This is a genomic window from Mycolicibacter kumamotonensis (assembly GCF_002086285.1).
In the GTDB taxonomy this organism is placed as follows: domain Bacteria; phylum Actinomycetota; class Actinomycetes; order Mycobacteriales; family Mycobacteriaceae; genus Mycobacterium; species Mycobacterium kumamotonense.
In genome coordinates this window covers 1-21,921 of record NZ_MVHU01000052.1, presented here as the reverse complement: position 1 = coordinate 21,921, position 21,921 = coordinate 1, and the positions used below count along the sequence as shown (strand labels likewise).

At 66.7% G+C, this 21,921-nt stretch carries 21 protein-coding genes; 16 read left to right on the top strand and 5 right to left on the bottom strand.

What is annotated here, in order from left to right; genetic code table 11:
* Positions 1–119: 119 nt before the first annotated feature.
* Positions 120–887 (bottom strand): TetR/AcrR family transcriptional regulator, encoded by a 768-nt coding sequence (locus BST28_RS21455; RefSeq protein ID WP_083082992.1) that lies wholly within the window; start codon positions 885–887, stop codon positions 120–122.
* Between the two features lie 154 nt (positions 888–1,041).
* On the opposite strand from BST28_RS21455, the gene BST28_RS21450 reads away from it, so the two are divergent.
* The 8 genes from BST28_RS21450 (at position 1,042) to BST28_RS21415 (ending at position 9,652) form a co-directional block, all read left to right on the top strand.
* Positions 1,042–1,803 (top strand): crotonase/enoyl-CoA hydratase family protein, encoded by a 762-nt coding sequence (locus tag BST28_RS21450; protein WP_083082990.1) that lies wholly within the window; start codon positions 1,042–1,044, stop codon positions 1,801–1,803.
* Between the two features lie 46 nt (positions 1,804–1,849).
* Positions 1,850–2,620, top strand: coding sequence for an SDR family oxidoreductase (locus BST28_RS21445; protein WP_083082988.1), 771 nt, complete (start codon positions 1,850–1,852; stop codon positions 2,618–2,620).
* Positions 2,621–2,878: 258 nt separating this feature from the next.
* Entirely contained in the window at positions 2,879–3,715 is an 837-nt protein-coding gene (locus tag BST28_RS21440) for an enoyl-CoA hydratase (RefSeq protein ID WP_083082986.1), read from the top strand.
* 41 nt (positions 3,716–3,756) lie between these two features.
* Positions 3,757–4,950, top strand: coding sequence for an amidohydrolase family protein (locus BST28_RS21435; protein WP_083082984.1), 1,194 nt, complete (start codon positions 3,757–3,759; stop codon positions 4,948–4,950).
* 12 nt (positions 4,951–4,962) lie between these two features.
* On the top strand, positions 4,963–6,585 hold the full coding sequence (locus tag BST28_RS21430) for an acyl-CoA synthetase (protein ID WP_083082981.1): 1,623 nt from the start codon (positions 4,963–4,965) through the stop codon (positions 6,583–6,585).
* Positions 6,586–6,595: 10 nt separating this feature from the next.
* Positions 6,596–7,423, top strand: a complete 828-nt coding sequence (locus BST28_RS21425) for an amidohydrolase family protein (protein WP_083082978.1) — start codon at positions 6,596–6,598, stop codon at positions 7,421–7,423.
* 3 nt (positions 7,424–7,426) lie between these two features.
* On the top strand, positions 7,427–8,467 hold the full coding sequence (locus BST28_RS21420; protein WP_019736288.1) for an acyl-CoA dehydrogenase family protein: 1,041 nt from the start codon (positions 7,427–7,429) through the stop codon (positions 8,465–8,467).
* Positions 8,468–8,479: 12 nt separating this feature from the next.
* Complete coding sequence (locus BST28_RS21415; RefSeq protein WP_083082975.1) at positions 8,480–9,652, top strand: acyl-CoA dehydrogenase family protein; 1,173 nt, start codon at positions 8,480–8,482, stop codon at positions 9,650–9,652.
* Positions 9,653–9,659: 7 nt separating this feature from the next.
* On the opposite strand, the gene BST28_RS21410 is transcribed toward BST28_RS21415, so the two are convergent.
* On the bottom strand, positions 9,660–10,394 hold the full coding sequence (locus tag BST28_RS21410) for an AraC family transcriptional regulator (RefSeq protein ID WP_083082973.1): 735 nt from the start codon (positions 10,392–10,394) through the stop codon (positions 9,660–9,662).
* Positions 10,395–10,419: 25 nt separating this feature from the next.
* Here BST28_RS21410 and BST28_RS21405 point away from each other — a divergent pair, with 25 nt between their 5' ends.
* The 7 genes from BST28_RS21405 to BST28_RS21375 are packed head-to-tail and all read left to right on the top strand — an operon-like array spanning position 10,420 to position 17,828.
* The gene (locus tag BST28_RS21405) at positions 10,420–11,682 is read left to right on the top strand and encodes an amidohydrolase family protein (protein ID WP_019736291.1); all 1,263 of its coding nucleotides are present in this window, start codon (positions 10,420–10,422) and stop codon (positions 11,680–11,682) included.
* 4 nt (positions 11,683–11,686) lie between these two features.
* Positions 11,687–12,511 (top strand): SDR family oxidoreductase, encoded by an 825-nt coding sequence (locus BST28_RS21400; RefSeq protein WP_083082972.1) that lies wholly within the window; start codon positions 11,687–11,689, stop codon positions 12,509–12,511.
* Between the two features lie 51 nt (positions 12,512–12,562).
* Positions 12,563–13,477 (top strand): IclR family transcriptional regulator, encoded by a 915-nt coding sequence (locus BST28_RS21395; protein ID WP_083082970.1) that lies wholly within the window; start codon positions 12,563–12,565, stop codon positions 13,475–13,477.
* A complete protein-coding gene (locus BST28_RS21390) occupies positions 13,474–15,693 on the top strand; it encodes an acyl-CoA dehydrogenase family protein (protein ID WP_083082968.1) in 2,220 nt (739 codons plus the stop codon). Before BST28_RS21395 ends, BST28_RS21390 begins: the two co-directional genes overlap by 4 nt.
* Positions 15,694–15,709: 16 nt before the next feature.
* Entirely contained in the window at positions 15,710–16,918 is a 1,209-nt protein-coding gene (locus tag BST28_RS21385; RefSeq protein ID WP_029249130.1) for a thiolase family protein, read from the top strand.
* Between the two features lie 6 nt (positions 16,919–16,924).
* Positions 16,925–17,347 carry a Zn-ribbon domain-containing OB-fold protein gene (locus tag BST28_RS21380; protein WP_019736706.1) on the top strand — a complete coding sequence of 141 codons (423 nt, stop codon included), beginning with the start codon at positions 16,925–16,927 and terminating at the stop codon, positions 17,345–17,347.
* Positions 17,340–17,828 carry a nuclear transport factor 2 family protein gene (locus BST28_RS21375; protein ID WP_083082966.1) on the top strand — a complete coding sequence of 163 codons (489 nt, stop codon included), beginning with the start codon at positions 17,340–17,342 and terminating at the stop codon, positions 17,826–17,828. The genes BST28_RS21380 and BST28_RS21375 overlap by 8 nt, the downstream gene beginning before the upstream one ends.
* Positions 17,829–17,832: 4 nt before the next feature.
* On the opposite strand, the gene BST28_RS21370 is transcribed toward BST28_RS21375, so the two are convergent.
* The 3 genes from BST28_RS21370 to BST28_RS21360 all read right to left on the bottom strand — a co-directional run bounded on the left by BST28_RS21370 (position 17,833) and on the right by BST28_RS21360 (position 20,715).
* Positions 17,833–19,062 carry an amidohydrolase family protein gene (locus tag BST28_RS21370; protein WP_083082964.1) on the bottom strand — a complete coding sequence of 410 codons (1,230 nt, stop codon included), beginning with the start codon at positions 19,060–19,062 and terminating at the stop codon, positions 17,833–17,835.
* Positions 19,063–19,147: 85 nt separating this feature from the next.
* Positions 19,148–20,293 (bottom strand): thiolase family protein, encoded by a 1,146-nt coding sequence (locus tag BST28_RS21365; protein WP_083082962.1) that lies wholly within the window; start codon positions 20,291–20,293, stop codon positions 19,148–19,150.
* Positions 20,293–20,715 (bottom strand): Zn-ribbon domain-containing OB-fold protein, encoded by a 423-nt coding sequence (locus BST28_RS21360; protein ID WP_083082960.1) that lies wholly within the window; start codon positions 20,713–20,715, stop codon positions 20,293–20,295. The genes BST28_RS21365 and BST28_RS21360 overlap by 1 nt, the downstream gene beginning before the upstream one ends.
* A 115-nt stretch (positions 20,716–20,830) precedes the next feature.
* On the opposite strand from BST28_RS21360, the gene BST28_RS21355 reads away from it, so the two are divergent.
* Positions 20,831–21,844, top strand: a complete 1,014-nt coding sequence (locus tag BST28_RS21355; protein WP_065287191.1) for an NAD-dependent epimerase/dehydratase family protein — start codon at positions 20,831–20,833, stop codon at positions 21,842–21,844.
* Positions 21,845–21,921 lie beyond the last annotated feature (77 nt).

Sequence of the window (21,921 nt, the reverse complement as noted above, 5' to 3'; positions counted from 1 at the left end):
CGTCGTCGCGCCCACCCCTCCAACTCGGCCCGCTCATCAGCGGTCAGCACAATCTCAGCAGCATGAGGCGTCGGCACGACCCAGTCTAACAACTAGATTGTAATTAATGACTCAGGACACTAGCGGGCCTTAGCGGCTTTGCTCGGGGTGGGCGAGGTGCCACTGCGACGCCGCGCGGGCTTGCTGTTCTCCTCGATCAGCCGCTCGGCGTGGTCGAGGATGCAGTTGAGGCCGTACTCGAAGTTCGCGTCATCGGCCGCACCGATCCGGTGGCCCTGCTGGGTGATCTGCGCCAGCAGCGGGGTCACCTGCGGGTCGATGACGAGCGCCTCTTCGAAGTCCGACGGTCCCTCGGCGTCCGATGCCCGGTTCTTCTCGTAGAGCCGACGCAGCACGACCGATCCGCGGATATGAACCGAGATCGTGGAGTAGGTGTCGAAGGCGTCCTGCGGCGACAGTCCCGCTTCCACCAGGCTGGCAATCGCCCGCTCCACCTCCTGGACACCGATCTGCGCGGCGCGGGGACTCAGGGCGGCCCGAATCAGAATGAGGTCGCACAAGATCGGGTTGCCCAAAAACGTCGTACGCATGGTGTGGGCGTGGTTGCTCAACGTTTGGCGCCAGTCCTTGGCCTCCACGTAGGGGGTGGCGAACACGTACTGGCGCAGTGCCCGGGTGGTCATGGCATTGAGGAGGTCGTCCTTCTTGCGGAAATACCAGTAGATGCTGGTGACTCCGACACCGAGGTGTTTGCCGAGCAACGGCATGCTCAGATTGTCGACCCCGATCCGTTCGGCGAGCTCGAACGCGCCGTCGATGATGTCATCGGGATTGATGGATCCGCGTTCGCGCCGCTGACGCTTCTCGGCGACAGGCTGTTTTGCCACTGCGGGTACCTCCAGTTCTGGTCGACACGGCCGGATTCTTCGCCGTCAAACCTACCTGTGCCCGTCGTCGTCACCCGGTATTGAGCTTCTCTTACCGTAAAGCATATGGTAAGCATTTTGATATAACTTGTCATAACGCCCGAAGGGGTTGCCCGTGTCAGAAGAAGTGCTCACCGAACGTCGTGGACGAACCCTGATCATCACGATCAACCGCCCGGAAGCGCGCAACGCGGCCAACAAGGCGGTCGCCGAGGGGTTGGCCGCTGCCTGCGACGAACTCGATGACACCCCGGATCTGTCGGTAGCGGTGCTGACCGGGGCCGGCGGAAACTTCTGTGCGGGAATGGATCTGAAGGCGTTTGCGACCGGAGAGCTGGCGTATGTCCCGGGGCGGGGCCTCGGGTTCACCGAGCGCCCGCCGCGCAAGCCGATCATCTCCGCTGTCGAGGGTCACGCGGTCGCCGGCGGCACCGAGCTGGTACTGGCCACCGACCTGGTGGTGGCCGCCAAGGGGGCGAAGTTCGGTATTCCCGAGGTCAAACGAGGCCTGGTCGCCGCCGGTGGTGGCCTGCTGCGGCTGCCGCAGCGGATTCCTTACCAGAAGGCACTCGAATTAGCGCTCACCGGTGAGAGTTTCACCGCGGAGCAGGGTGAGGCGTGGGGTTTCGTCAACGTGCTGACCGAACCGGGGCAAGCACTGGGCGGGGCGATCGAGCTGGCCGAGCGGATCACGGCCAACGGTCCGCTCGCGGTGGCGGTGACCAAGGACATCATGGTCCGCTCCGCCGCCTGGTCTCCCGACGAGATGTGGCAGAAGCAGGGCGAGCTGATCTCGCCGGTGTTCACCTCCAACGACGCCAAGGAAGGTGCCATCGCTTTCGCAGAGAAGCGCGCACCCAACTGGACCGGGACCTGAGCTTCGCGGTCTGAACTACTCATCGATCGAAACGTGGGGAGCAGTCATGTCTTTCGCGGGTGAAGTGGTACTGGTGACCGGGGGCGCCGGCGGCCTGGGTGAGGCCACGGTCCGCCGGCTGCATGAGGCCGGTGCAGCGGTCGTCATCGCCGATGTCGCCGACGAGAAGGCCACTAAGCTGGCGAATGAGCTGGGCAACAAGGCCGTCTACGTGCATACCGACGTCCTCAACGACGACGACGTGCAGGCGGCCCTGGCCAAGGCCGACGAGCTCGGAACCCTGCGTTACGCGGTGATCGCCCACGGTGGCTTCGGCGTGGCGGACAAGATCGTGGCCCGCGACGGCAGCCCGGCCCCGATGGAGGGCTTCAGCAAAACCATCGCGCTGTATCTGACCGGCACCTACAACGTGCTCCGGCTGGCGGCAGCCAAGATCGCCGCCACCGAGCCCGGCTCAAGCGGCGAGCGGGGCGCCATCGTGATGACGTCGTCGATCGCCGGTATCGAGGGGCAGATGGGCCAATCTGCGTATGCGGCGGCCAAGGGAGGGGTGATCGGATTGACCCTGTGCGGCGCCCGGGACCTCAGCTCGGTCGGAATCCGGTTGAACAGCATCGCGCCGGGCACCATCAAGACGCCGGCGATGGCACGCGCCACCGATGCGATGCTGGCGAAGTTCGCCGAAACGGTGCCGTTCCCCAAGCGACTCGGCACGCCCGACGAGTACGCCAACCTGGCGCAGCACTTGCTTGAAAACACCTACATCAACGGCGAAGTCGTGCGGATCGACGGCGCCCAGCGGTTCCAGCCCCGCTGATTCGGCCGGCGCGGTAGCGGGTTCGCGGGACGGGATCGGCCGCGGCGCGCTGCCTGACCGACGTCGCCGGCTCGGATTTCCAGTGATGCAGCGTTGCCCAGTGGTCCGCAATTCGTCTCTGACCTGCTGACATAACCGTTTTCGGTCGGATGAGCGTGGGTTGCGGAATGTACTACCGAAAGGTATACAGTAAGAGAAAATCCAGTCGGACTCCTTAAGGCGGCCGAGTTGATCCGAGGCGAGGAGGGTGCGGGGTCGATGACCGCTGCCGACGAAGGCGCGCTTGTCGAGACGGGCGCCGCGGTGCTCGACGAAGTGAGCGGCGGCGTCGCGGTGATCACCTTCAACCGGCCGGATCGGCTCAACGCGTGGGGACCCGACATCGCCGCCGGCTTCTACGCGGCGATCGATCGCGCCGAGGCGGACCCCGCGGTGCGGGCGATCGTGGTGACCGGCAGTGGCCGCGGATTCTGCGCCGGCGCGAACCTGGGGCCGGCCACCGACTCCGAACAGCCGGGCGCCGAACTCGACACCTCCCAAACCGATGTGGCCGAGTTGGTCGGGGAGCGTCCGCCCCACTTCTTGACCGAGTTGCGCAAACCCGTCATCGCAGCCGTCAACGGCGCGTGTATCGGTTTCGGGCTGACCCTCGCCCTGATGTGCGACCTCCGGTTCGCGGCGGCCGGAGCCAAGTTCGGCACCGCCTTCGCCCGCCGCGGTTTGATCGGCGAATACGGGATCACCTGGATTCTGCCAAGGCTGGCCGGCCGGGGCGCGGCGATGGATCTGCTGCTGAGCGGGCGCACCTTTTTCGCCGAGGAGGCCCGTGAACTCGGCCTGGTCAACGACGTCGTCCCTCCTGACCGGCTACTGGCACGAGCCGTCGAATACGCAGGAGACCTTGCCGCGAACTGCTCGCCGGCGTCCCTGGCGGTCATCAAGGCGCAGACCTACCGCGACGGCCTCGGTGACGTCGCAGCGGCGAGCGCACGTGCCGAGACGCTGATGTACGAATCCCTCACCCGACCCGATGTCATCGAAGGGATCACGAGTTTCCTCCAGAAGCGCCCACCGAGATTCCCTCCGCTGCCGTGAGTCATGTACCGCAGCAAAGGATCACCGAAAGGACTACGTGCATGATGCTGGACTATCGGGCCGTCGACGTGGATAACCACTACTACGAGCCGCTGGACTCGTTCACCCGCCACCTGGACAAGAAGTTCAAAACCCGCGGAGTGCAGATGCTCACCGACGGCAAACGCACTCAGGCGGTGATCGGCGATCGGGTCAACCATTTCATCCCCAACCCCACCTTCGACCCGATCATCGTGCCCGGCTGCCTGGACCTGCTCTTCCGCGGCGAGATCCCCGAAGGTGTCGATCCGGCATCCCTGATGAAAGTCGAGCGGCTCTCCGAGCACCCGGAGTACCAGAACCGCGACGCCCGGGTGGCGGTGATGGACACCCAGGACATCGAAACGGTGTTCATGCTGCCGACGTTCGCGTGTGGCGTCGAAGAGGCACTCAAGGACGACATCGAAGCGACCATGGCGTCGTTGCACGCGTTCAACCTGTGGCTCGATGAGGACTGGGGCTTCGATCGGCCCGACCACCGGATCATCGCGGCGCCGATCATCTCGCTGGCCGACCCCGTCGCAGCGGTGCAGGAGGTCGAGGCCGTCCTGGCCAAGGGCGCCAAGATGGTGCTGGTGCGGCCCGCGCCGGTTCCCGGCGTGGTCAAGCCACGCTCGCTCGGGGACCCCACCCACGACCCGGTGTGGGCGCGGTTGGCCGAAGCCGGGGTTCCGGTTGGCTTCCACCTGTCCGACAGCGGCTATCTGCACATCGCGGCCATGTGGGGCGGCAAGTCGACTTTCGAGGGGTTCGGTGCGAAGGATCCGCTGGACACGGTTCTGCTCGACGACCGGGCGATCCACGACACGATGGCGTCGATGATCGTGCACGGCGTCTTCACCCGGCACCCCGCGCTGAAGGTGGCCAGCATCGAAAACGGTTCGTATTTCGTGCACAGGCTGATCAAGCGGCTCAAGAAGGCCGCCAACAGCCAGCCGCGGCACTTCCCGCAGGATCCGGTCGAGCAGCTGCGCAACAACGTGTGGATCGCCCCCTACTACGAAGACGACCTGCCGCTGCTCGCGGAGACCATCGGTGTCGAGCGCATCCTGTTCGGGTCGGACTGGCCGCACGGCGAGGGACTGGAGTCACCGCTGTCGTTCACCACTGAACTAGCCGGGTTCGATGCCGGCGACGTCCGGAAAATCATGCGCGACAACGCTTTGGATCTGCTCGGCGTCAACGTGCGGGCGTAGGCAGCCACCTCCATGGGCGAGTGGACCATCGGCGCCGTCCTCGACGAGATCGCCGAGGCCGTTCCCGGACGCATCATGACGGTCTGCGGAGACCGCCGCAGCACCTTCGCCGAATCGGCGGACCGCACCCGCCGGCTGGCCAACTTCCTGACCGGACGTGGACTGGGCGTCCGGCGCGAGCGCGCCGAGCTGCGGAACTGGGAGTGCGGGCAGGACCGGGTCGCGTTGCTCATGCACAACGACCTGTATCCCGACATGATGATCGGCTGCCTCAAGGCGCGGACGGTGCCGGTCAACGTCAACCACTACTACACGCCGGCCGAAATCAGCGATCTGCTCGGCTATCTCGGGCCCCGCGGCATCATCTATCACCGGGCGCTGGGAGCGAAGTTCGCCGAAACTCTTCGCGGGTCCGGTACCGAACTACTGATCTGCGTCGACGACGGCAGTGACGCCGTTGAGCTTCCAGGCGCGATTCCGCTCGAGGAAGCGCTGGCACACGGTGACGCCGACCGGGACGTGGCGGCGTCCCCCGATGACCTGCTGATGATCTGCACCGGCGGCACCACCGGACGCCCCAAAGGGGTGATGTGGCGGCAGGCCGACATCTACGTCTCTTCGATGGTCGGCGCCGACCATGCTTCCGCCGCGGAGATTCACCAAAAGGTGAGCAACGCGGGTTCGCCCTGGTTCGCGCTGTCGCCGTTGATGCATGCGGCCGGGATGTGGACCGCGTTCTCGGCGTTCATGAGCGGTCAGACGGTGATCCTCAACGACACCCGCACCACATTCGACCCGCGTGCGGTGCTGAAAACCGTTGAACGCGAAAAAGTCGGGTTGATGACGATGGTGGGCGACGCCTACGCGGCACCGCTGGTGGAAGAACTCGGCAGGGGAAGCTACGACCTGTCATCGCTGCACGCCATCGGCACCGGCGGTGCCGCCACCAATCCCAAGTACCAGGCGGCGCTGTTGGAGTATCTTCCGCAGATCACCTTGATCAACGGGTTCGGCTCCTCAGAGACCGGAAACATGGGATTCGGCCGCAGCCGGCGCGAGCAGCGCCGCGACACGTTCGAGCTGCGAACCGGCGGAGCCGTGGTCTCCGAGGACCGCACCCGATTCCTGAAACCCGGTGAGCCCGAGGTCGGCTGGGTGGTGCGGACCGGACGGATCCCGCTCGGCTACTTCGGGGACGCCGATGCCACCCAGCGCACCTTCTGCGAGGTCGACGGCCGGCGGGTGGTGATCTCCGGCGACCGGGCCGCGATCGACAAAGACGGCAGCCTGCGGTTGTTGGGCCGCGATGCCTCGGTGGTCAACACCGGCGGAGAGAAGGTCTTCGTCGAGGAAGTCGAGGAAGTACTGCGGGCACACCCCGGGGTGGCGGACGCGCTGGTGGTGGGTCGGCCCAGCGACCGGTGGGGTGAGGAACTGGTCGCGCTGGTGGCCCTGCGCCCGGACGCCGACGTCACCGGCGTGCTGCTCGCGACACACTGCCGATCGGTGCTGGCGGGGTTCAAGGTGCCCAAGGCGTTCGTCACCGTGCCCGAGGTCCATCGGCTGGGCAACGGCAAGGCCGATTACCGATGGGCGAAAAACCAAGTGAACGAAGAGGCGTCCACCCCATCATGAGAGAGTCAGCATGAGAGCAATCGATTGTCTGGTCAATGTTCATTTCGGCGAACGTGAACAGCCCGCCTGGATGACCAAGACACGCGACGACTATTTCAAGGGGCCGAAGTCGATGTTCGAGCCGGCGGACATGTCGGCGCTGCTCGACGAGATGGATGCCAACGGTGTGAGCAAGGCCGTATTGATGGACAGCCTGGTCACACCGTCCGTGACCGCACGCAAGTTCGTGGAGGCCAAACCGGACCGGTTCGTGCTGGCGATGGGCGGCGTCAATCTGCTGCGGCCGGTTCCCGCGCTGCGGGAGCTGAGCGCCGTTGTCAACGATCTTCCGGTGGTCTACGCCGTGGTGGGCCCGAGCTTCTGGGGTGACGGCCAATACCCGCCGAGTGACGCCGTCTACTACCCGCTGTACGCCAAGTGCGCCGAGCTGGACCTGCCGCTGTGCGTCAACACCGGCATTCCCGGGCCGCCCATCCCGGGTGAGGTGCAACACCCGATCCACCTGGATCGGGTCTGTGTCCGCTTCCCGGAACTGCGGCTGTGCATGATCCACGGCGCCGACCCGTGGTGGGAGGTCGCGATCCGGATGCTGATCAAATACCGCAATCTGCGATTGATGACATCGGCGTGGTCACCCAAGCGGCTGCCCGAAACCCTGCTGCACTTCATGCGCACGCGAGGCGCCGAGAAGATCATCTTCGCCTCGGACTGGCCGGTGCTGCGGATGAACCGCGTGGTGCCCGAAGCGCTGGGGCTGGATCTGCCGCCCGAGGTTCTGGACAACTACCTGTACCGCAACGCACATGAATTCTTCTTCGGCGACCACAAGGAGCAATGACTAATGGATCGATTCGAACTCCGCAGGCTGGACTACAGCCTGACCGAAGATCATCAGGCACTGCAAGCCGCCTACAAGCAGTTCTTTTCCACCCACTGTGGCATCGAAACCGTCCGGGCCGCTGAAGAATCCGGATTCGACAAGAATTTGTGGGAGCGGCTGTGCGCGATGGGCGCGACTACGATGGCGCTGCCGGAATCGGTCGGCGGAGACGGCGCCACGCTGGTGGACCTCACTCTGGTCGCCGAGGAGATCGGGAGATCGTTGGCACCGGTGCCGTGGATCGACCACGTGTGCGCGGCACGGCTGCTGGCGCGTCTTGGCGCGGTGGACACCGACGTCGTGAGTGGAAGCCGACTGGCCGCGTTCGACCCGCACCAGGACACCGTGGTGGGACCGCGGCTGCTGCCCACCGGCTCGATCGCCGATGCGATCCTCATCCGCGACGGCAGCGACATCGTGCGGCTGACGTTCGACACCCGGCCGACGACGGTCGACAACATCGGCCGGCTGCCGATGGCCTGGATCGACCCGGCGGCCGCCGACAGCCGCACGGTGCTGGCCAGCGGAACCGGCGCGCTGGCGGAATACCAGCGGGCACTGGATGAATGGCGGCTGCTGACCGCGTCCGCATTGGTGGGAATGGTGGAGCAAACCATGACCATCGCCGCAGAATTCGCCAAGACCCGCTACACCCTCGGGGTGCCGATCGGAACCTTGCAGGCCATCTCTCACCCGTTGGCGAACATGGCGATCACCGTCGCGAGCGGACGCAATCTGGCCTACCGGGCCGGGTGGTTCATGGACAACGAACCCGACGAGCGACCGGAACTGGCTGCGTCGGCGTTCGTGTTCATGGCCGAGGAAGCCGCCAAGGCCGCCACCATGGCGGTACATATCCAGGGCGGCCTGGGCGTCTCGGCGGAAGCCGCGGCCACCGCCTACCTCGTCCGGGCCCGCGGCTGGCCGCTGGCCGGGGGCGACCCCGGAGCCACCGCCTGCCGCATCGGCGACATCGTCGCCGCCCGCGAAACCGCCGACTAGGACTGGAGAATCATGGACTTCTCACGACCGCAACTGACCGACGAAGACCTGGCGTTCCTGGAGGAGGCCCGCACCTTTTTGGCCACCCACGTGACCGAGGAGGTCAAGCGGCGAGACCGCGAGACCGGCGACAACTTCGACGAAGGCGTGCACCTGGCGCTGGGCGCCGCGGGCTATCTGGAGGCCGAATGGAAGACCGAAGCCGACGGCGGCTTCTCCCGGGTGCGCCGGCGCATCTGGGAACTGGAGAAGCGCCGCGCCCACGTACCGTGGGTCACCTGGGGAACCACCGCCATGGTGGCCCGTTCCGTCGACAAATTCGGTTCACCCGAGCTGCGCGATGAGGTGCTGCCGGGTGTCTTCACCGGCCACATCCGGCTCTGCCTTGGCTACACCGAACCCGAGGGCGGCTCCGACGTCGCGACGTGCAAGACTCGCGCCGTTCGCGACGGGGACAGCTGGGTGATTAACGGCTCCAAGATGTTCACCACCGGCGCGCACAACTGCCAGTACGTCTTCCTGATCACCAACACCGACCCCGAAGCGCGAAAACATAAGAGCCTGACCATGTTCCTGGTGCCGCTGAACACGCCGGGCATCGAGATCCAGGGCCTGCGCACCGTCGACGGCGACCGCACCAACATCGTCTACTACAGCGACGTCCGCGTCGATGACAAATACCGGCTCGGCGAGGTCAACGGCGGCTGGACCGTGTTGCGCGAACCGCTCAACGTCGAACACGGTGCGGTGGACGCCGATCCGGATGGGCTGCAAGATGTCTCGATCATGATGCACCAGGCGAACTTCATGGCCGAAGCCGTCGACAAGGCGGGCGCGGTCGTGGGGGCATCGGGGCGCATCGACGACCGCTCGGTCGCCTACCGGCTCGGCCGGTCTGCCGCGCGGGTGGAGGCGTCGCTGTCGGCGCCGTCCATCTTCGGGCGGGTGGCGCTCGCCCAGGCGATGCGGGATATCTCGCCGGATCTGATGGATCTGTTGGGCAGTGCGTCGGCGCTGCCGATCGGCACCGACGGCGCTATCGATGACGGGGCCTCGGACTACGTCTACCGGTTCGCGCCGTTGGTCGGGATCTACGGCGGCACCCTGGAGGTGTTCCGCAACATGATCGCCCAGTACGTGTTGGGTTTGGGGAAGCCGAATTATGCTGCGCCGGTGGGGAAGTAGCCGGTCATCAAGAGTTCGTGATCCTGCGGTGGTAGCTCGACGGTGGCTCGCCGGCGAATTTGGTGAACGCCCGAGTGAAGGCAGACAGGCTGTCGAACCCGACGGCCGTGGCGGTCTGCTGCACCCCTTGGTCGGGCGCGGCCAGTAACGCCATCGCCTGCAGCATCCGGGCGTGTAGCAGATACGTCCGCCACGAGATGCCGATCACCGCTTCGAACTGACGGCGCAGCGTGCGCTCGGAGACCGCGACGGCGTGGCACACCTGCGCCGCGGTCACCGACGACAGGTTTGCCTTGGTGTAGTCCATCGCCGCTCCGACGATCGGGTGATCGGAGGTGGGCAGGCTCAGCGGCGCCTCGTGGTCCAGCGCCTCGGCGACCAGATGGCCCAGGGTGCGGAAGAAGTCGTCGGACACCATGTCGCCGTCGGCCCGCTCGATCGGCCAGCGCAGCAACATGACTGCCACCGTGCGGACTTCCGGCCGCATGGTGGCCTGATGCTCCAAGCCGGCCGGAATCCAGGCCGCCTGTTGCGGCGGCAACAGGTAGTGCGCGGCGGCGGTCTCGACTTCGACCACGCCTGCGACGGCGTACTCGATCTGGTGCATGTCGTGGGAGTGCCACCCGGTGATCAGATGCTGCCCCTCGTAGAGGTAGCTGCCGGCCCGGGCACGGCCGCCTCGCCGCAGGTCGATGTTGGCCGGTTCTGCAAACTCTATGGCCGATCGCGCGGAGACGGTCACGGTTTTCCAGGGTACTAGTAAGGGCATGAACATCGACGACTTGATCCTGGTCAGCATCGACGACCACGTGGTGGAGCCCCCCGACATGTTCCTGCGCCACGTCCCGGCCAAGTACAAGGCGGAGGCGCCGATCGTCGTCACCGACGACAAGGGCGTCGACCAATGGATGTATCAGGGCCGCCCGCAAGGCGTCAGCGGGCTGAATGCGGTGGTGTCGTGGCCGGCCGAGGAGTGGGGCCGCGACCCGGCCGGCTTCGCCGAGATGCGCCCCGGTGTCTACGACGTGCACGAGCGGGTCCGCGACATGAGCCGCAACGGCATCCTCGCCTCGATGTGCTTCCCGACGTTCACCGGGTTCTCCGCGCGCCACCTCAACATGACCCGCGAAGAGGTCACCTTGGTGATGGTGTCGGCCTACAACGACTGGCACATCGACGAGTGGGCCGGCTCCTATCCCGGCCGTTTCATCCCGATCGCGATCCTGCCGACCTGGAACCCCGAGGCGATGTGCGCCGAGATCCGCCGGGTGGCGGCCAAGGGCTGCCGCGCGGTCACCATGCCCGAACTGCCGCACCTGGAGGGCCTGCCCAGCTACCACGAAGACGAGTACTGGGGGCCGGTGTTCACCACGCTCTCGGAGTGCAACGTGGTGATGTGTCTGCACATCGGCACCGGCTTCGGGGCGATCAGCATGGCCCCCAACGCCCCGATCGACAACATGATCATCCTGGCCACCCAGATCTCGGCGATGTGCGCCCAAGACCTGCTGTGGGGCCCGGCGATGCGCAACTACCCGGACCTGAAATTCGCCTTCTCCGAGGGCGGTATCGGCTGGATCCCGTTCTACCTGGACCGCAGCGACCGGCACTACACCAACCAGAAATGGCTGCGCCGCGACTTCGGCGACAAGCTGCCGTCCGAGGTGTTCCGCGAGCACTCCCTGGCCTGCTACGTCACCGACAAGACGTCGCTGAAGCTGCGCCACGAGATCGGCATCGACATCATCGCCTGGGAGTGCGACTACCCGCACTCGGACTGCTTCTGGCCGGACGCGCCCGAGCAGGTGCTCGCCGAGTTGGAGGCCGCCGGTGCCGACGACTCCGACATCAACAAGATCACCTGGGAGAACTCCTGCCGGTTCTTCGGCTGGGATCCGTTCGCCCACACCCCGCGCGAGCAGGCATCGGTGGGGGCCTTGCGGGCCACCGCGACCGACGTGGACACCTCGATCCGGTCGCGCGCCGAGTGGGCGCGCCGGTTCGCCGCGAAGCAACTGGCGCAGGCGTAGCGCGATGGTTGCGGTAATCACCGGTGGCGCCGGCGGGATGGGCTTGGCCACCACCAAGATCATCGGCCGTGAGCAGCCCATCGTGCTCTGCGATGTCCGGCAAGACCGGCTGGACGCCGCCGCAGACGTGCTGCAGGAGTTCGACGTCGTGACCGTCAACTGTGACGTCACCGATCGCGACGCGGTGGTCGCGCTGTTCGACGTCGCCGCCGGCATCGGGCCCGTCACCGCGGTGATCCACACCGCCGGCGTCAGCCCCAGCATGGGCGACGCCGACTACGTCATGCGCACCAACGCGATCGGCACCCTCAACGTCAACGAGGTCTTCTATGCCGTGGCGCCGGAGGGGGCCGCGATCGTCAACGTCGCATCGATGGCCGCGCACCTGACGCCCGAGGAGCTGATTCCCACAGGCCAGTTCCCACTGGCTTTGCAGGACCCCGACGCGTTCAGCGGGGCGATGGCGGCGGCCTGCGACCGGATGCCGCCGGAGTTGCGTTCGGGCATCGCTTATGGCGTCAGCAAGGCATTCGTGCGCTGGTATTCCAGCGCGCAGGCCGAGCGGTTCAACGGCCGTGGGCTGCGCATCGTCTCGATCTCGCCGGGATCGGTGGACACCGAGATGGGCCGGTTGGAGGAGCAGGGCGGCGCCGGGGCGCTGGTCGCCGACGCCGCCGTCCCGCGCTGGGGCACGGCCGAGGAGATGGCCGAACTGATGGCGTTCTGCGTCAGTGCCAAAGCGGGCTATCTCACCGGCACCGACATCCTCAACGACGGCGGTGTGGTGGCCTCGATCCGGGAACGCGCACGGGTGGCGGCCTCCGGCTGAGGCTCGCCGCGGATTTGCGTGCGTCGACTATTCGACGTATTTTTCGAAAATATGACGGTAGCGATCGACGGGGACGACACGGCCCGCCCGGTCTCGTCGCCGCCGACCGAGCGGGTGATGCGGATACTGGAGCTGCTGGCCGCCGACCCGGAACGGCACTTCACGCTGTCGGAGATCTCGCAGACCCTGGACATCAGCCACGGCACCTGCCACGCCATCCTCGCCAGTCTGACCAGCAGGCAGTGGCTGGTGCGGGACCTCCAGTCGGGCGGCTATTCGTGGGGTCCGGCGTTGGCCGCACTCGCCCGCCCGGTCAGCCGACAGGCCTTCCGGCCGGAGCTGCAGCGGCTATTCGACGCGGTCGGCCGCCAGGTGATCCTCGGTGTTCGCCAGGGCGCAACAGTGGTGGTAACCGATTCGGTCGGAGAGTCGATCGCCGGTCTGCGCTTGGGTGCCGGATTCCGGATGCCATTGGTGGCGCCGTTCGGCCGTGAGTTCGTCGCCGGCGCAAGCGAGCCGGTCAAGAAGGCTTGGCTGAGCGGGCTGGGCGCACCGTCGCCGCGGCTGCGGCGCCGGCTGGGCGCCGTGCTCGACGAGGTCGGCCGGCGCGGCTACGCGATCGACCGGATGAGCCGCGAGTACATCCGGGTGTACTCGGCGCTGCAGGCGCTGGCCGCCGACGGCGAGCCCGACGAGATCACCGCGCGAGTGGCAACGGCCTTCGCCGATCTCACCGAGGTCGACTACCTGCCCGACGAACTCGGCGGTACCCGACGCCATCCGATCGCCAGTATCTCGGCTCCGGTTCGCGACATCGACGGCACGGTGACGATGTCGGTGGGGGTCGCCCCGTTCGCAGCCCTGACCGCCGCGGAGGTCGCCGATCTCGGTGCGGCTGTGCGAGAGACGGCCGCGCGTATCCAATCCCAGTCGACCGCATGCGGAGAACATGAGGAGAGCCCGTGAGCGTCACGCTCAACGCAGAACAACGCCAGCTCGGTGAGTCGCTGCGGCAGTTCGCCGGTCGGCACGCACCGATCGCCGACACCCGCAAAGCCTTCGATGCGCTGGCGGAGGGAGAGCTTCCCCCTTGGTGGGACAGCTTAGTGGCCAACGGGTTTCATGCGATTCACCTGCCTGAACAGTGCGGCGGACAGGGGGGTGGTCTGCTCGACGTCGCAGCGGTGCTGGAGGCCGCGGGAACGGTGTCCCTGCCGGGCCCGCTGCTGCCGACGGTGATCGCCGGCGCAATCGGTCTGCTCGCCGAGCCCACACCGGCGCGGGAGGAGTATCTGCGCGCCCTTGCCGCCGGTGCTCCGGCGTCGGTGGTGCTGGCGGGCCAGTCGGATTTCGTCGCGCGACGAACCGACGACGGCTGGCTGATCAGCGGTGCCTCGGACGTGATCTCCGGCGCCTGCTCGGCCCGCCTCGTGCTGGTCTGCGCCCGCCGCGACGACGGCCCCGATCTCTGGACCGTCGTCGACGCGGCCCAATCCGTCATCCGGCCGGTGACCGGAACCGACCTGCTCACCGACCTGGCCACGATCACCCTGGCCGATCACCCGGCGAGCTCAGAGGACATCTTGACCGGAATCGACCCCGAGCGCGCGGAGTATCTCGCCGTCGGTCTCGCCGCAGCGGTGTGCGCCGGCATCGCCGGATGGTGCGTCGAGGCGGCCACCGCGCACCTGCACACCCGCGAACAGTTCGGCGTCCGGATCGGCACTTTCCAGGCATTGCAGCACCAGGCGGCCATGTTGCTGGTCAACGCCGAATTATCTTGCGCCGCAGCCTGGGACGCCTTGCGATCCGTCACCGATTCCGTGGAGCAGCAACGCATCGCCGCAGCCACCGCGGCGCTGACAGCGGTCGCGCCGTGTCCCGACCTGGTCTTCGACACCCTGACGATGTTCGGCGCCATCGGGTTCACCTGGGAGCACGATCTGCACCTGTACTGGCGCCGCGCCACCAGCATCGCCGCGTCGATCGGTGCTGCCACCGAGTGGTCTCGCCGGCTCGGCGAGATGACCGTCACACAGCAGAGGGACTTCACCGTCGATCTCGGGGACGCCGAAACCGAATTCCGGGCGGGTGTCGCCGCGACTCTCGACGCCGCCGGCGAGCTGACCAACGACGGTCCGGGACGCCAAGGCGACTACCCGCACTTCGAAACGGGTCCGCAGCGGACCTTGATCGCCGAGGCGGGACTGATCGCCCCGCAGTGGCCCGCACCGTGGGGACGCGATGCCACCCCGTTGCAGCAACTGATCATCATCGAGGAGTTCGCCAAGCGTCCCGGCCTGGTCCGGCCGTCACTGGGCATCGCCGAATGGATCCTGCCCTCGCTGGTACGCGCCGCACCGGAGGCACTGCAGCAGCGGCTGATTCCTCCGACCCAGCGCGGCGAACTCGCGTGGTGCCAGCTGTTTTCCGAGCCGGGAGCCGGTTCTGACCTGGCGTCGCTGACCACCCGTGCGGTCAAGGTCGACGGGGGATGGCGCATCAACGGCCACAAGATCTGGACATCGGCGGCGCAGCGCGCCGACTACGGCGCACTGCTGGCCCGTACCGACCCCGCGGCACCCAAACATCGCGGAATCGGCTACTTCATCGTGGACATGCGCTCGCCGGGGATCGAAGTCCAGCCGATCGTCATGGCCACCGGAGCCGCCGAATTCAACGAAGTGTTCCTCACCGACGTCTTCGTTCCCGATGAGATGCTGCTCGGGGAGCCGACCGAAGGCTGGCAGCTGGCGATCGCCACCATGGCCGAAGAGCGCACTGCCATCAGCGGATATGTCGAGAACGACCGGGCAGTGGCGCTGCGGGCCATCGCCGCGGCCCCGGGCCGCTCGCGCGATGACGCACTGCGCGCACTCGGCGAACTCGACGCCTACGCCAACGCGATCAGGGCGCTCGGGGTCCGCGAGACCATCAGGCTGCTGGATGGCGAAGGCTTCGGGGCGTCGTCGAGCATCGCCAAAGTGGCGATGAACGTTCTGCTGCGCCGCACCTTCCACGCGACACTGGCCACCGTCGGGCGCCTGGCGATGGTCGCCGATTCCGATCCGGCCGTCGTTGAGCCGTATCTGTTGTCGCCTGCCGAGCTGATCGGCGGAGGCACCAAAGAAATTCAGCTGAACATCATCGCCCAGATGATTCTCGGCCTGCCCCGCAAATGAGATGAAGGACAGCAACATGGGATTACGCGGAGAGGCCGCGATCGTCGGCTACGTCGAGCTGCCGCCGGAGCGGATGAACAAAGCCGCACCGGCCCCGTTCACCCTCGAACAGTGGGCCGAGTTGAGTGCTGCTGCGCTCGCCGACGCGGGGCTGCCGGGCGAACTCGTCAACGGCATCGTCACCTCGCATCTAGGGGAATCGGAGATCTTCGTTCCCTCGACCATCGCCGAATACCTGGGCATGCCAGCGCGATTCGCTGAGATCGTCGACCTGGGCGGGGCCAGCGCCGCCGCCATGGTGTGGCGCGCAGCGGCCGCGATCGAGCTCGGCATCTGCGATGTGGTGCTGTGTGCGCTGCCGGCCCGCTACATCACCCCGATGTCGGAACGTAAACCCAGGCCACTGGTCGACGCGATGTTCTTCGGCTCGTCGAGCAACCAATACGGCTCTCCGCAGGCCGAGTTCGAGATTCCCTACGGCAACCTGGGGCAGAACGGCCCCTACGGCCAAGTCGCCACCCGCTACGGCGCCGTCTACGGCTACGACGAGCGGGCGACGGCCAAACTGGTCGTCGATCAGCGCGTCAACGCCAATCACACCGACGGCGCGATCTGGCGCGATACCCCGTTGACTGTCGAGGACGTCCTGGCCAGCCCGGTGATCGCCGATCCGCTGCACATGCTGGAGATCGTGATGCCCTGCGTCGGCGGTGCGGCGGTCGTGATCGCCTCCGCCGACATCGCCAAACGAGCCCGCAATCGCCCGGTGTGGATCAAAGGTTTCGGCGAGCACGTGCCGTTCAAGACCCCGACCTATGCCGCGGACCTGCTGGCCACCCCGATCGCCGAGGCCGCCGACACCGCCTTCGCGATGACGGGGCTGACCCGCGCGGACATGGACATGGTCTCCATCTACGACTGCTACACCATCACGGTGCTGTTGTCCCTGGAGGACGCGGGATTCTGCGAGAAGGGCAAAGGCCTGCAGTTCATCACCGATCATGACCTGACCTTCCGCGGCGACTTCCCGCTCAACACCGCCGGTGGTCAACTCGGATTCGGGCAGGCCGGTCTGGCCGGCGGCATGCACCACGTCTGCGACGCGACCCGCCAGATCATGGGCCGCGCCGGGGCCGCGCAGGTGACCGACTGCAATCGGGCCTTCGTCTCCGGCAACGGCGGCATCCTGTCCGAACAGACGACCCTCATCCTGGAAGGGGACTGAACGCCGATGACCACCTTCGAACGTCCGATGCCGGTCAAAACGCCGACCACGGCACCGTTCTGGGATGCGCTGGCGCAACATCGCATCGTCATCCAGTACTCGCCGTCGACCGACAGCTATGTGTTCTACCCGCGCGTGCGGGCGCCGCGCACCCTGGCCGACGACCTGGAATGGCGGGAGATCTCCGGGATGGGCACGCTGTACTCCTTCACCGTGGCCCGCCGGCCGGTCGGCCTGCACTTCGCCGACGCCGTGCCACAACTGCTGGCGATCGTCGAATGGGATGAGGGGCCACGGTTCTCCACCGAACTGGTCAACGTCGACCCCGACGACCTGGTGGTGGGCATGCGGGTGCGGCCGGTGTTCTGCGACTACCCCGAACACGAGGTCACCATGCTGCGCTACGAGCCGGCGACCGATCGTGGCTGACGACGCCGCGGCGCAGATCGAGGCGATCAAACGCCTGAAGTCCCGCTATTGCCGCTACCTGGACGCCAAAGACTGGGTGGCGTGGCGCGCGTTGTTCACCGACGACTTCGTCAGCGACACCTCGCGGGCCGGCGGGAAGGTCATTACCGGCGCCGACGAGTTCGTGGCCTTCACTCGCAAGAGCCTGCGAGGCCAGCCCACGGTCCACCAGGTCCACGCGCCCGACATCGAGCTGGATTCGCCGAGCACGGCGCACGGGGTGTGGGCGCTGGAAGACGTGGTGCGCTTCGGTTTCGGAGTCAACCTGCGCGGCTACGGCCACTACACCGAGACCTACGAGAAGATCAACGGCCAGTGGCGGATCAAGACCTCGACGCTGACCCGGTTGCGCGAGGACGTCTTCAACGGGCTGGCCGCCGTCTACATCTCCCCGCGCATTCGTGCGGTGTTGGCACGAGTCGCCAAGCGGATGATGAACTGAAGTTCTACCCGTCCATCATCACCGGCGGCTTGGCGGCGTCCGGATCCGGATTGGCGATCGGCAGCCCCATGAATCGGCGGGCGTTGTCGCCCATGAAGTCATAGGTACGCCGAACGTCCATGCCCTCGGCGTAACGCCAGAATTCCTTCGGCTCGGCCAGGCCCTCCGGGTGCGGATAGTCCGACCCGAACAGCACCTTGTCCCACCCGACCGTCTCCACGACATCGGAGACGGCACCCTCCCAGAACGGGCTGACCCAGATGTTGCGCCGGAACACCTCATGCGGATGCTCGGGGAAGTTCTGCGGCATCTTCTTGTACAGGTCGCCGAAGTCGCGAAACAGCGGCGCGATCCAGGAGCTGCCGTTCTCCACGCTGGCGATCCGCAGCTTGGGGAAGCGGGTCAGGGTGCCATGGCAGATCAGGGCGGTGATCATGTCGGCGATCTCCCGGTGACCCAGAACCATCCAGCGGAACGCGCTCTGCGCCATGAAATTCTGCGTATACGGCGGCTCCCACCGGCCGACGTAGTCGTCGAGCGGAGGGAAGCTGGCGTGCAGCACGATCGGCAGACCGGCGGCTTGTACGTCACGCCAGAACGGATCGAACTCCGGCAGCGCGGGGGAGCGCCAACCGTGGACCCCGTTGACCGGCCCGGGTTTGATCAACGCGACAACGGCGCCCTGGGACAGGATGTAGTCCAGCTCGCGCTGGGCGGCGTCGACCTCGGAGAGGTTGATGATCGGCGTGGAGAACACCCGGCCGTCGTAGTTGTAGGTCCAGTGCTCGGCCATCCATTGATTGAGCGCGTGGATGATCGCGAGGGTGAGCTCCGGGTCGTCGGCGGAGGAGTGTTCCACCAGGCTGGCCAGTGTCGGGTAGTTCAGCGCCTCCACCACCCCCTGGCGGTCCAATTCCTCGACCCGGTCCGCCGGATTGCGGGTGGCAGCCGGCGCCTCGATGGCCGGACCCTGCATCTCGCGCAGCGTCAGGCCCTCGGTGTTCTGACCCGCGAAGAACCTCTCGTGCGCTCCCGGCGCGGCGACCCGATCGAAGGTCGGGTTGGGGATGAAATCGCTGACGCGGTTGTTGATGATGATCCGGGTCTGGTGACCGATCTGGGCGAATTGGACTGCCCGCAAGTATTTCTCCGGAAGGTACTTCGTCAGCGCCTCGGGCGTTTCGTACATGTGCTGGTCGGCGTCGAAGATCGGGGCGTCGCGAAACTGGCTCATGAGGGGTCATCTCCTTTCCGCGAGCAGACGCGGAATCGCATGTTTGAGCGCCAGATCGTGCGACTCTGCGACTGCTCGGCGGAGATCAGGTCGTCAGAATCGTTGCCGCGGCGGTCCCCGGCGCGCCGTAGAGCTGGGCGAACCCGACTGTGGGCTCCCCGGGCACCTGACGGTCACCGGCTTCGCCGCGCAACTGGCGCACCAGCTCGTGGATCTGGCGCAGCCCGGACGCGCCGATCGGCTCGCCGTTGGCGATCAGGCCGCCGTCGGTGTTGACCGGCATCGAGCCGGTGATCTCGGTGGCGCCGTCGGCGAGCAGCTTCTCCTGATCGCCGTCGGCGCAGAACCCGCATTCGGCCATGTGGATGACCTCCGCACCCGCGTCGGTGTCCTGCAGCTGGATCACGCCGACGTCTTCGGGCGCCACCCCGGCCTTCTCGAAGGCGGCTCGGGCGGCATACACCGTGGGCGCCACATCCTCGGTGACCGGCGCGAAGGTGGTGTTGACCTCATAGGCCCCGTACCGGCGGGTGCGCACCTCCACCGCACGCAGATACACCGGTTTGTCGGTGTAGCGGTGCGCGATGTCGGCGCGGCACATGACTACCGCGGCGGCGCCCTCGTCCGGCGCGCAGAACATGTACTGCGTCAGCGGATAGTTCAGCATCGGCGAGCCCAGGATCTCCTCCTCGGAGAGGGCCTTGCGTCGGAACGCGTTCGGGTTCAGCGCGCCGTTGCGGAAATTCTTGGCCGCGACCTTGGCCAGCGTCGCTTGCGAGATGCCGTGATCATGCAGATACCGGTTGGCTTTCATACCGAAGAACTGCGTGGTCAGGTACTGGCCGTTCTCTGCATACCAGCGCGGCATCCCGACCAGAGCCGGGTCCTCGGTGAACGCCCCGCGCGGGTGCTTGTCCAGGCCGACGGCGACACCGATGTCGTAGTCGCCCAACCGGATACCATCCGCGCAGACCTTGGTCGCGCTTGCCGCTGTGGCACACGCGTTGAACACGTTGGTGAACGGAATGCCCGACAGCCCGACCATGCCGACGATCGCGTCCGGGTTGGCCACCGTCCAGCTGCCGCCGGTGGCAGCGCCGATGTCCGACCACGCCACTCCGGCATCGGCGACCGCGGCAAAGATAGCGTCGACCCCCATCTCCATTGCCGACTTACCTTCGAAGCGGCCGAACGGGTGCAGGCCGACCCCGATGATCGCGACGTCGTTCATCAACGCTGCCCGGTCGGCCGGAACGCGAAGGTGATGATCTCGTCGCCGTCGGAATCGGCGGCGAACGGCACCATGGTCAACTCCACCGGCATGCCGAATTGCAGTTTGTCGGGATCGTTCTCGGTGAGCCGGCCTTCCACCCGGACCACCTCGCCGAGCTGCACCAGGCCGACGCCGAACGGCACGAAGTCCTTACCGGTGGGGCCCAGATACGGTGGGCCGGGCGGAAAGCCCTGGGTGGTCCAGGCCACCAGCGTGCCGGTGCGCGGGAGGAGCTCCCGCGCCATCTGGTCGCCGCTGCATTTCGGACAGCGCGGCTGGGCCGGGAAGACGGTGGCATCGCAGCGCGCGCAGCGGCTGCCGACCAGCTGGGGATTCTCCTGCGGCCACGTCGAAATGTCGGGTGCGAGCGCCTTCGGCATGGAACCTCCGCATAACGGGTCTACTAACTGTAAGACTTACAGTAAAGTATGATGGCCGAGTTGACCAGCGGGGCACCCGGCTCCCGGTCTGGCGATCACGACAAGGGCTCCAGGTATGACAGACAACAGTGGATCCGCGGCGCGGCGGGTCCTGGTCATGGGCGCCAGTGGCAACGTCGGCGCCTGCGTCACTCGGCAGCTGGCCGCCCGCGGCGATGACGTGCGGGTGTTGTTGCGTCGTTCGAGCTCTACCAAGGGGATCGACGGCCTCGAGGTGGAGCGGCATTTCGGAGACATCTTCGACACCGCGGCGGTCACCGCGGCGATGGCCGACCGCGACGTCGTGTACTACTGCGTCGTCGACACCCGGGCCGAGCTTCGTGATCCCGCACCACTGTTTCGGACCAATGTCGAAGGTTTGCGCAACGTCCTGGACGTCGCCGTGCAGGCCAAGCTCGACAGGTTCGTGTTCCTGAGCACCATCGGGACGATCGCGGTGGGCCGCAACGGCGAAACCGTAGATGAGCGAACGCCGTTCAACTGGGCCGACCAGGGTGGGGGATACATCGCCTCCCGCCGGGAGGCCGAGCGGCTGGTGCTGTCCTACGCGGCCGACCGCGGCCTGCCGGCCGTCGTCACGAACGTGTCGAACCCGTACGGCCCGCCGGACTGGCAGCCGCGGCAAGGCTTGCTCGTTCAGCGCGCCGCACTGGGCAGGATGCCGGCCTACGCGCGGGGTGTGGGCTCGGAGGTGGTCGGGATAGAGGATGCCGCCCGGGGAATGTTGCTGGCCGCGGAGCGCGGGCGGATCGGCGAGCGGTACATCATCTCCGAGCGGTACATGAGCCAGCGTGAGATGCTCACCGTCGCAGCCGAAGCGGTCGGTGCCCGGCCACCGCGCATCGGGGTGCCGATGGGGCTGCTGCATGTCGTCGGGCACGTCGTCGGCATCGTTGGTGCCCTGCTCCGCCGGGATTTCGTGTTCACCGCAACCGGCGCACGGCTGATGGCGTTGACGTCTCCCGCCGACCACAGCAAGGCCACCCGAGAACTGGGCTGGCACCCGGAACCGACGGAGCACGCCATCCGCAGTGCCGCGAAATTCTATGTGGAGCGCAGCAAGAGATGATCCCGTTCGTCGTTCGTCGTGACAACGACCTGGTGCCGAACCCCATCGCTCAGGGCGGGTGGGGACCGACGCTGGGG

What these genes read in the sequence shown, in the direction of transcription:
- BST28_RS21445 (WP_083082988.1), top strand. Translation starts at nt 1,850, where the DNA reads ATGTCTTTCGCGGGTGAAGTGGTACTGGTGACCGGGGGCGCCGGCGGC.
- BST28_RS21440 (WP_083082986.1), top strand. Translation starts at nt 2,879, where the DNA reads ATGACCGCTGCCGACGAAGGCGCGCTTGTCGAGACGGGCGCCGCGGTG.
- BST28_RS21435 (WP_083082984.1), top strand. Translation starts at nt 3,757, where the DNA reads ATGATGCTGGACTATCGGGCCGTCGACGTGGATAACCACTACTACGAG.
- BST28_RS21430 (WP_083082981.1), top strand. Translation starts at nt 4,963, where the DNA reads ATGGGCGAGTGGACCATCGGCGCCGTCCTCGACGAGATCGCCGAGGCC.
- BST28_RS21425 (WP_083082978.1), top strand. Translation starts at nt 6,596, where the DNA reads ATGAGAGCAATCGATTGTCTGGTCAATGTTCATTTCGGCGAACGTGAA.
- BST28_RS21420 (WP_019736288.1), top strand. Translation starts at nt 7,427, where the DNA reads ATGGATCGATTCGAACTCCGCAGGCTGGACTACAGCCTGACCGAAGAT.
- BST28_RS21415 (WP_083082975.1), top strand. Translation starts at nt 8,480, where the DNA reads ATGGACTTCTCACGACCGCAACTGACCGACGAAGACCTGGCGTTCCTG.
- BST28_RS21405 (WP_019736291.1), top strand. Translation starts at nt 10,420, where the DNA reads ATGAACATCGACGACTTGATCCTGGTCAGCATCGACGACCACGTGGTG.
- BST28_RS21400 (WP_083082972.1), top strand. Translation starts at nt 11,687, where the DNA reads ATGGTTGCGGTAATCACCGGTGGCGCCGGCGGGATGGGCTTGGCCACC.
- BST28_RS21395 (WP_083082970.1), top strand. Translation starts at nt 12,563, where the DNA reads ATGACGGTAGCGATCGACGGGGACGACACGGCCCGCCCGGTCTCGTCG.
- BST28_RS21385 (WP_029249130.1), top strand. Translation starts at nt 15,710, where the DNA reads ATGGGATTACGCGGAGAGGCCGCGATCGTCGGCTACGTCGAGCTGCCG.
- BST28_RS21380 (WP_019736706.1), top strand. Translation starts at nt 16,925, where the DNA reads ATGACCACCTTCGAACGTCCGATGCCGGTCAAAACGCCGACCACGGCA.
- BST28_RS21370 (WP_083082964.1), bottom strand. Translation starts at nt 19,062, where the DNA reads ATGAGCCAGTTTCGCGACGCCCCGATCTTCGACGCCGACCAGCACATG.
- BST28_RS21365 (WP_083082962.1), bottom strand. Translation starts at nt 20,293, where the DNA reads ATGAACGACGTCGCGATCATCGGGGTCGGCCTGCACCCGTTCGGCCGC.
- BST28_RS21360 (WP_083082960.1), bottom strand. Translation starts at nt 20,715, where the DNA reads ATGCCGAAGGCGCTCGCACCCGACATTTCGACGTGGCCGCAGGAGAAT.
- BST28_RS21355 (WP_065287191.1), top strand. Translation starts at nt 20,831, where the DNA reads ATGACAGACAACAGTGGATCCGCGGCGCGGCGGGTCCTGGTCATGGGC.